This is a genomic window from Pseudofrankia sp. EUN1h (assembly GCF_001854645.1).
GTDB classification, from domain to species: Bacteria; Actinomycetota; Actinomycetes; order Frankiales; family Frankiaceae; genus Pseudofrankia; species Pseudofrankia saprophytica.
Map to the genome: position 1 here is coordinate 1 of NZ_MBLN01000018.1, position 7,274 is coordinate 7,274.

Below are 7,274 nucleotides of genomic sequence, written 5' to 3' on the forward strand. Positions count from 1 at the left end.
CGGCGATCTGGCACAACAACAAGACCGCCGCGCCCGTCACCCGCTCCCTGATCGCCTACGACCACTGACCAGAGATCGGAATTACTCGTCTAGGCCCGGGTGCGCGGGAAACGGATCAGCCGGCCGGGGTGGTGGGCGCGTGGTCGGCGGCGCGGGTAAGGGCGCCGCCGAGCTGGCGGGCCTCGTCGGGGTCGAGGCGCAGGAGGACGACGAAGCCGTGGCCGTCGGTCTGGACGCGCACGTTGATCGTGATGTCGGTTTGAGAGAGGGTGGCGGGCTCGTCGTCGAGCGACATGGGCGCCGCCGGTGTGCTGCCGTGGGCCGCAGCGGTGGCGGGTTCGGCAGGGTGCTGGCGGAGTTGGTAAAGGCGGGGCCGAGGGCTGACGAGGCGGACCAGGCCGATGGTGGTGAGGCGGTCGAGGGCGGTAGTGACGGCGCCGATGGAGCGACGGAGTTCCCGTGCGACGTCGGGCGCGGAGACGACCGTGTGGGGGTGGGCGCGCAACAGCTCGAGAATCTGTGCGGGGAGCTGGCCAGGTCGCAGCCGTGGGCTGCCGTCCCCGTTGGCCGGGGTCTCCTGGACGGGGCGGATCCCGACCTGGGTGCCGGTGGGGATTATGGCGAGCGGGCGAAGCATCAGGGGCCGGCGAGTCGGGTTGTTGGGGACGTCCACAGTTGGCTGGTCGTGCGGATGTGTGCCGTCGGGCGGCGGTTCCACGGGGTGTGGGGCGCATTGGTAGAGCCGGGGGCGAGGACAGACGAGATGGACCGCGCCGGCCTTGGTGAGGCGGTCAAGGGCGGGGCCGACTGCGCCGGTCGAGCGAACAATCTCGCGGGCGACGTCGGCGACCGAGAAGGCCGCGGTAGGGCGGGCACGCAACAGTTCAAGAACCTGTCCGGCGAGCTGGCCAGGTCGCAGCCGTGGGCTGCCGTCCCCGTTGGCCGGGGTCTCCTGGACGGGGCGGATCCCGACCTGGATATCGGTGGGGATCATGGCGAGCGGTCGGGGGGTCGGGGTCCGTGGCCGGCGGCCTGGGGTTTCGGGAGTGCGCATGGGCGGCTGATCTCCTGGAAATGTGGCTGCTCGTAGGTGGCTCGGCCGGCGTTGTGGCGGGCGCGCGGCGGGAGAGGATCAGCCAGCCTGGGTGGTGGGTGGGTGGTCGGCGGCGCGGGTGAGGGCGGCGGCGAGCTGGCGGGCCTCGTCGGGGTCGAGGTAGGTCGCGGCGACGGTGTGCGTCCACGTCGCGTCGAGCCGCAGCAGGATCACCGGTCCGGCGTCTCCGGCGTCGCCGGTGTCGGGCCGGATTGTGATCTTGCTGTCGGCGTGGGTGGTGGTGGTCAGGGTTGCGGCGTGGGCGCCGTGGTCGAACAGCGGCATCACAGGGCTTCCTTCACCGGGTGCGGGCAGGCAGGCGGCGGCCCGAGCAGCCGGGCGGGCGGCACGGGTGGTGCCGCCCGCCCGGCCCGGCGCGCCGCCGCGCGGGGATGCATTTAGGCGGTAGCGGCGGGGGCGGTGGTGTTCGCGGCGCCATCGAGGTGCTGGTAGCGGCGGGGCTTGTCGGAGACCTGGGTGACGGCGCCGTGGCCGGCGAGGCTGGCTAGGGCGTTGGCGACCGCGCCCGAGGACCGGACAAGTTCGCGGGCGATCTCACCGGGGGTGAACGCGACGTCATCGTTGGCGCGTAGGTAATCCAGGACCTGTCCGGCCAGCTGGCCCGGCCGCATCCGGGCGGAGCCGTTGCCGTTGACGCGCTGCTCGGCCGGCCCGGTGGCCGGGGGCTGGGCGGCCCGCGCCCGGGAACGGGGCGCGGCGGGGGCGGCGCCGGTGCCGGTGCGGATCGGGCAGGCCGCCAGCGGGCACGTCAACGCCGCACACACCGCCACCGGGCCCTGCACAGGTATGCCCGCCACGGTGACGTCGCCGGTCGGGGGCGGGCTCTGCTCGCCGGCCGCCTCGTCCGGGTCCGCGCTGCTGGGAAGGCCCGGCTCAGCCCTGTCGGGCTCAGCCTCGGTTGCCATGTCGGGCTGCGCGTCGGCGTCCGGGCTGGCGGGTGGCTGCGGGGCCGCCGTGCCCAGCGCAGGCTCGCTGTCGGTGTCGGCGAGCGGCTCGTCGGAGGTCGTGTCGTCCGAGCCGTCCGGTGCGGCGGTGTCGCCCGGCGCGGCCTCATCGGGTGCGGTGTCCGGGTCGGTCGGGTCGGGGGTCGTGGCGGGCGCGGTGGCGCCGTCCGGGTCGCCGGTAGCGTCAGCAGCGGGGTCGGCGGGGTCGGCGCCGGCCGGGGTGCCGGGCGTGATGGCGGCCCAGCGGGCGGCGGGGCGGCCGGGCCCGGTGGCGTCCAGTCCGGCCTTGCCAGCCCTGCCGATCTTGGCGAGGCGGTCCAGGGACGTGGACGCGGTCGCCCGCGACACCCCGGCCTGGGTGGCTAGCTGCCTGACGGTCAGCGGCCCGTCGGCGGTCGTGAGGATCTCCAGGATGTCGGCCAGGTCATCGGGCACGGCGGCGGCGGGCGCGGGGGTGGCGTCGTGGTCGGCCATGGGGATTGTTCCCTTCACGCATGCGGCGCGGGATGAATGCACCCCGGATTTGGGGCCGTTTTCAGCAGTACCTCGCTAACCCGTCTGCAGCCAAGAAATATCTTTGGAAAACCTTTCCCGACGGTTCGCGATCGGCGGGTTTCATGACTCTTTTCGCGGTGGGATTGCTGTGCACGTTCTGATCAAGTTATGGTCCGGTCGATCGACCATTCCCACGCGCCCACGGCACACACATCGAACACCGATCGGGATTTCCGCGTCTCCGCCCGCGATGCCGGCTGGATGCGGGTCGATTCTTTTCCGTTTCCTATTTTTCTGTGAGGAGTTTCGGATGGCCTGCCATCACCACGRCCCGGCGGGTGCCGCCTCGACACCGGTCCGGTCGATCGCCGCGGTCGTCGGGTTTCTCCACGAGTCCGGGTTCCGACGCCACCCGTCGGGAGAGCGGCCGCGCTTCGTGCGTGGCGACCTCGAGATCGAGATCGGGCACGTTCTCACTGTCATCCAGTTCAAGGACTCGCCCGCTGGCGGGGTGCCGTCGATCCAGGTCGCGGACTGGATGTTGATGCTCTCGCTCGACAACCCGCTGCCCCTGCTGCGCCACGTCGTCGACCACCCCCGAGCCACCACACCCACAGTGCCGGACGCTGCCGACCTGTCGGACTCGTCGGCGGGGGCGGAGGTGGCCTGGTGATCGAGGTTGTGGTGATCCCGGCGGATCCGGCCACGCCGGCCCGAGTCGAAAGCCTCGACGCCGACAGTCCGGTCGGCTTCCAGCGGCTCGTCGGCGGGAATTTCGAGCTGGTCTATGTGGACGACGAGGTCTTTCTGTTCGTCAACGACGAAGGGCTGATCAACGGGCTGCCGATGAATCCCCGGGTGCTGCTGCTGGCCGCGTCGCTGGATCCGGACTTCACCGAGGCGGTTCTGTGTGGAGACGCGGTCGTGGTCGGGCCGGCGAGCCGGACCGGGTCCACAACCTCGGCACCGGTCTGGCTTCGGGACCTGTGCGCCGGGCCGGCCCGTTTCCAGATCGAACAGCAGGTGAAGCGCACCGGGGCCTGGATTCCGATGTCCCTCGTGATCGGAGAACCTTTCTTCGGGCTCGCACTGGTCGCCAGGATGGCGCGGCGCGCCCCCAACCGGACGGTCCGCCTCACCCGGCTCGGCCAGGAAAGCCCGCCACGGAACTCCTGATCCACAGCCTGCGCACTCGCCTGGCTGTCCGCGACGTTGCCCCGAGATTTGTTCTTCCTTCTTCGTCTCTTATCCCTGTGCGGAGGTGGTCTGTCCATGTCGACGTCCGAGGAGCGGCTGGCCCGGGTGGGGCTGGCTCTCACGGTCGGGCCATGCACGCCCGATGCCTACCGGGCGATCCGGGCCGCCGGGCCGGTCGCCGCGTGGCACGGCTACACCGCCCGCCACCCAGCCCCGGACCCGGCCGATGCCCTGCGGATCGCGCAGGAAGCGGGATGGCGGCCGATCTGCCCCGGCGATGACGAGTGGCCGACGGGCCTTTCAGGCCTCGACGTCGACGGCGAGCTTCGCGCCGGCGYGGTGCTGGCGCTGTGGGCACGCGGCCCGGCGCACCTCGCCACCGTGACCGCGCCGGGCGCGGTCGCCGTCGTCGGTTCCCGGGTGGCGAGCGGCTACGGCCTGCACGTGGCCGGCGAGCTGGGTGGCGGACTTGCCGACCGAGGCCGCACCGTGATCGCCGCTGCCGCGCACGGGATCGACACCGCCGCACTGACCGCCGCCGCCCGCGTCGCCCCAGCGGTGGTGGTGCTGGCCTCGACCGACGAGCTACACCGACACCGAGCCCTGCTGGACACCGTGGGCGAGCGTGGCGTCGTCGTTACGGCATCAGTCCCCGGCCAGCCGCTGTCCCGCCGCCGCCTCGCCGCCCGCCACCGCCTCATCGCCGGCCTGGCCAGCGGCGTCGTCCTCGTCGAGACCGCCCGAGGCGGGAAGTCACTCGCGGCGACCAGCGCCGCCACCGCGCTGGGCCGCCCGGTGATGGTCGTCCCCGGCCCGGTCACCAGCGGCGTGAGCGGCGGCTGCCACGAACTCCTGCGCACCAACAAGACGGCCCGCCTCGTCACCTGCGTCGAGCACATCTGCACCGAACTCGACACCGCTCCCACCCCCGCGTCCGTCACCGCACCGTCTCCCGGACCCCGGCCGCTCGCCCCGCCCGGCGATCGGGAAAGCCCACGCCGATGACCACCGGCGCGGCCAGGCTCTGGATACGCGGACCACCCCACGCGGGGGCACCCGCCGAGCCTTGTTCTCGGCCCATGCCCGCAGCGTGGGGACGCGAGCAGCGGTAGCCGCCGTCCCCGGCACGGCCTGCGCCTCCGGGTCTTTTCCCAGGCGGGAGCAGGCCGCCCCGGCGCGGGTGTTCACAGCACCCGCGCCGGGGCGTAGAGACCCCTACCCCTTGCAACAGCCAAGGAGAGAAGCCCCATGGGCATCGTCTCGCCCGACACCCCCGACCCGCAGCCCGTCCCCCACCTTCCCCTCGACGACCGCAAGCGAGTCACCGTCCGCCCCGCCGGTCTGGACGCGGTGGAGGTGACGGTCCGCCCAGGCGCCAACCGCATCGACCTCATCGAAGCGCTGCTCTGGCTCGCCAACGACCTGTTCTTCGAGGAGCACTACGGGGACGTCGAACCGGTCCTGGTCTTCCGCCGTAACCCGACCGGCGCAGCGGCACCGGCCGGCACGCCGGTCCCCGCCAGGCCGGCGCCTACCCAGGACCATCACGTCCCGGCACCGAGCCCGGATGAGATGCCAGGTCCAGGCGCGCCGCGCGCCGGGGCCTCGGTAGCCGCCTGCTGATCGCCGCGGCTTTTCTCCGCACAAGACAGGGGCGGGCCCCGACGGGAAGTCTCCCGTCGGGGCCCGCCCCTGTTCTTCTCTGGTGTCGAGCTGCGCCGCCAAGGCCAGCCGGATCGGGGTGTCTTAGCTGGTTGGGAAAGGGTCAGGCAGGGTGTGGGGCCAGTGGTCCATCCGGTAGGTGCCGCCGTCGTCGACGATGACCTCGTCGGCGGGGTCGCAGCGCTGGCCATCGGCCATGCCGACCACGGCGAGGGTGACCGTCGGCGTCGGCCTGCCGGGACGGACGGTGCGCGGGCCGCGCCGGTCGAGCACCAGCAGGGTCCGGTGACGTCGGTCGGCGGCGCCAGCGGCGTCGGTCGCGTCGATCACCGCCCCGGCGGGAAGCGCGGCCAGCGGCAGCCGGGTGCCCTCGGGCACGGTCGCCGCCGGGTAGCGATGGCGCGGCTCGGCCACCTGGTGGCGGCTGCCGGCGGGGTAGGTAAACGCGCCGAGGAAGCCGTCGCCGGTGCGGAAGTCGAGGACGGCGGCGTAGTCGTTGTAGTAGCGGACGACGAGCGCGGTGATCCGTCGACCGACGTCCCGCACAATCTTGCTGATCTTGTCGCGGTCGTTCCAGATCTGCCAGGCGGTCGCGGCGTCCCCGGCCCGGTAGGCGGTCCAGTGCACCCCGCTGTGGCAACGGTAGGACCGACGGTGCGGCCCGTCGTCGTGGTAGTAGACGGCCCACCGGCCCTCGGCGACGTCGAAGCGGGGACCGTCGCCGTACGGCACGAGCCTCGCCTGCCGGTCTACACCGCGCAGGGCGGCCGTGGGGTAGATGGTCGGACCGTCGGGCCAAGCGATCGTGACGGTGTCGTCGAGCGGCAGGTACTCGACGGCCCGCCYGGCGACATGATCACCGTGGCGAATCGCCAGCTGGTCGAGCCTCATCGCGATTTCTCCTTCTGCGCGCCCGGGCGGTGGCCTGTGCCGCCGCCCGGAGGCGGGATTCGGGGTCAGGTGTTGGTGGACAGAGCGAGCGCGGTGCGGAAGGCGGGATCGGTGGCGGGCACGGTGTCGAGCGGGGGTGGCTGGTAGCGGCACAGCAGCCGGGCGACGGTGTGCTCATGCAGGCCGACGGTGGCGGTCAGCTGCCACCGGTGGCCGGCCCGGGCGCCGGCGCCGCGCAGCCCGGCGAGCCGCTGTACGAGGTGGTCGAAGGCGAGTTCGACGGCGAACGCGGCGTTCGGGAGCAGGATGTCGCGGTGCGGCCCGACGTCGGGGTGGTCGCTGTCGGTGTAGTTGGCGGTGTAGGCGCCGCCCCGGTCGAGGACGTCCTTGTAGAGCGGGGTGGACCGGCCGGGGGTGTCGGATGGTGGCGGGAGGTAGGCGAGTTCCAGCCAGAGCACCGGCACGAAATCATCGATCGTGATCGCGGCGGACACGTGCGTGGCGGACAGTTGGCCGTCGGTCAGCTCCAGCAGCTCGACGACCTTGTCGAAGGGGCGGCGGGCCTCTCCGACCGCGTCGACGACGCAGCCCAGTCCGCCCTTGCCACCGTCTGGCTGACCGTCGCGGTAACGCACGACCGTGAAGCGGCTGACCGTCTCGCCTACGACGGGCGGGACGTAAGGCTCGGATGTCATGGTGGCCTTCCTTTCAAGGGGTGTGATCGGCGCAGGGCGACGACGCGCCGCTGCAGCGCAGACATATGGGCGGGGTGGGGTCCCGTGGGCCCGCCTGCCCGGCCCGTGGTGGCCGGGCAGGCGGGTCCTGTGGGGGTTAGTAGCCCGTGCGCCTGACGGCGCACCCTGATCGGGTGAAAACTGTCTGTGGATCGTCTGGCTGACGTCGTGCCGCCTTGGCGCGTTCCGGAGCCCGTGGGTTAGTAGGACGCTGGGGATCTGATCGACAGGCACCCG

9 protein-coding genes are annotated in these 7,274 nt (G+C 72.5%); 4 read left to right on the forward strand and 5 right to left on the reverse strand.

The genetic code is table 11. The features are described from left to right. Positions 1 to 115: 115 nt before the first annotated feature. The 3 genes from BCD49_RS06365 to BCD49_RS06375 all read right to left on the reverse strand — a co-directional run bounded on the left by BCD49_RS06365 (position 116) and on the right by BCD49_RS06375 (position 2,532). Positions 116 to 1,054 carry a hypothetical protein gene (locus tag BCD49_RS06365; protein WP_007507582.1) on the reverse strand — a complete coding sequence of 313 codons (939 nt, stop codon included), beginning with the start codon at positions 1,052 to 1,054 and terminating at the stop codon, positions 116 to 118. A gap of 78 nt (positions 1,055 to 1,132) precedes the next feature. Next, positions 1,133 to 1,378, reverse strand: a complete 246-nt coding sequence (locus BCD49_RS06370; RefSeq protein ID WP_007507580.1) for a hypothetical protein — start codon at positions 1,376 to 1,378, stop codon at positions 1,133 to 1,135. 113 nt (positions 1,379 to 1,491) lie between these two features. Further along, positions 1,492 to 2,532: a winged helix-turn-helix domain-containing protein gene (locus BCD49_RS06375; protein WP_007507579.1), complete on the reverse strand. Its 1,041-nt coding sequence runs from the start codon at positions 2,530 to 2,532 to the stop codon at positions 1,492 to 1,494. A gap of 331 nt (positions 2,533 to 2,863) precedes the next feature. Between BCD49_RS06375 and BCD49_RS43415 the strand changes: the two genes are divergently transcribed. From BCD49_RS43415 to BCD49_RS06395, 4 genes are all read left to right on the forward strand, one after another. Beyond that, positions 2,864 to 3,226, forward strand: coding sequence for a hypothetical protein (locus BCD49_RS43415; RefSeq protein WP_071041266.1), 363 nt, complete (start codon positions 2,864 to 2,866; stop codon positions 3,224 to 3,226). Beyond that, the gene (locus BCD49_RS43420) at positions 3,223 to 3,729 is read left to right on the forward strand and encodes a DUF3846 domain-containing protein (protein ID WP_007507575.1); all 507 of its coding nucleotides are present in this window, start codon (positions 3,223 to 3,225) and stop codon (positions 3,727 to 3,729) included. Before BCD49_RS43415 ends, BCD49_RS43420 begins: the two co-directional genes overlap by 4 nt. Positions 3,730 to 3,825: 96 nt before the next feature. Continuing rightward, complete coding sequence (locus tag BCD49_RS06390; RefSeq protein ID WP_071041267.1) at positions 3,826 to 4,755, forward strand: DNA-processing protein DprA; 930 nt, start codon at positions 3,826 to 3,828, stop codon at positions 4,753 to 4,755. A 243-nt stretch (positions 4,756 to 4,998) separates the two neighbouring features. After that, a complete protein-coding gene (locus BCD49_RS06395; RefSeq protein WP_007507571.1) occupies positions 4,999 to 5,373 on the forward strand; it encodes a hypothetical protein in 375 nt (124 codons plus the stop codon). Positions 5,374 to 5,496: 123 nt separating this feature from the next. Here the strand turns inward: BCD49_RS06395 and BCD49_RS06400 are convergent, their stop codons facing one another. Both BCD49_RS06400 and BCD49_RS06405 read right to left on the reverse strand, forming a co-directional pair. After that, positions 5,497 to 6,303, reverse strand: a complete 807-nt coding sequence (locus BCD49_RS06400) for a hypothetical protein (RefSeq protein ID WP_071041268.1) — start codon at positions 6,301 to 6,303, stop codon at positions 5,497 to 5,499. Between the two features lie 65 nt (positions 6,304 to 6,368). Further along, positions 6,369 to 6,998: a hypothetical protein gene (locus tag BCD49_RS06405; protein WP_007507568.1), complete on the reverse strand. Its 630-nt coding sequence runs from the start codon at positions 6,996 to 6,998 to the stop codon at positions 6,369 to 6,371. Between the last annotated feature and the right edge of the window lie 276 nt (positions 6,999 to 7,274).

Coding starts and splice junctions, on each gene's coding strand:
- BCD49_RS06375 (WP_007507579.1), bottom strand. CDS start 2,532: ATGGCCGACCACGACGCCACCCCCGCGCCCGCCGCCGCCGTGCCCGAT.
- BCD49_RS06405 (WP_007507568.1), bottom strand. CDS start 6,998: ATGACATCCGAGCCTTACGTCCCGCCCGTCGTAGGCGAGACGGTCAGC.
- BCD49_RS06395 (WP_007507571.1), top strand. CDS start 4,999: ATGGGCATCGTCTCGCCCGACACCCCCGACCCGCAGCCCGTCCCCCAC.
- BCD49_RS06370 (WP_007507580.1), bottom strand. CDS start 1,378: ATGCCGCTGTTCGACCACGGCGCCCACGCCGCAACCCTGACCACCACC.
- BCD49_RS06365 (WP_007507582.1), bottom strand. CDS start 1,054: ATGCGCACTCCCGAAACCCCAGGCCGCCGGCCACGGACCCCGACCCCC.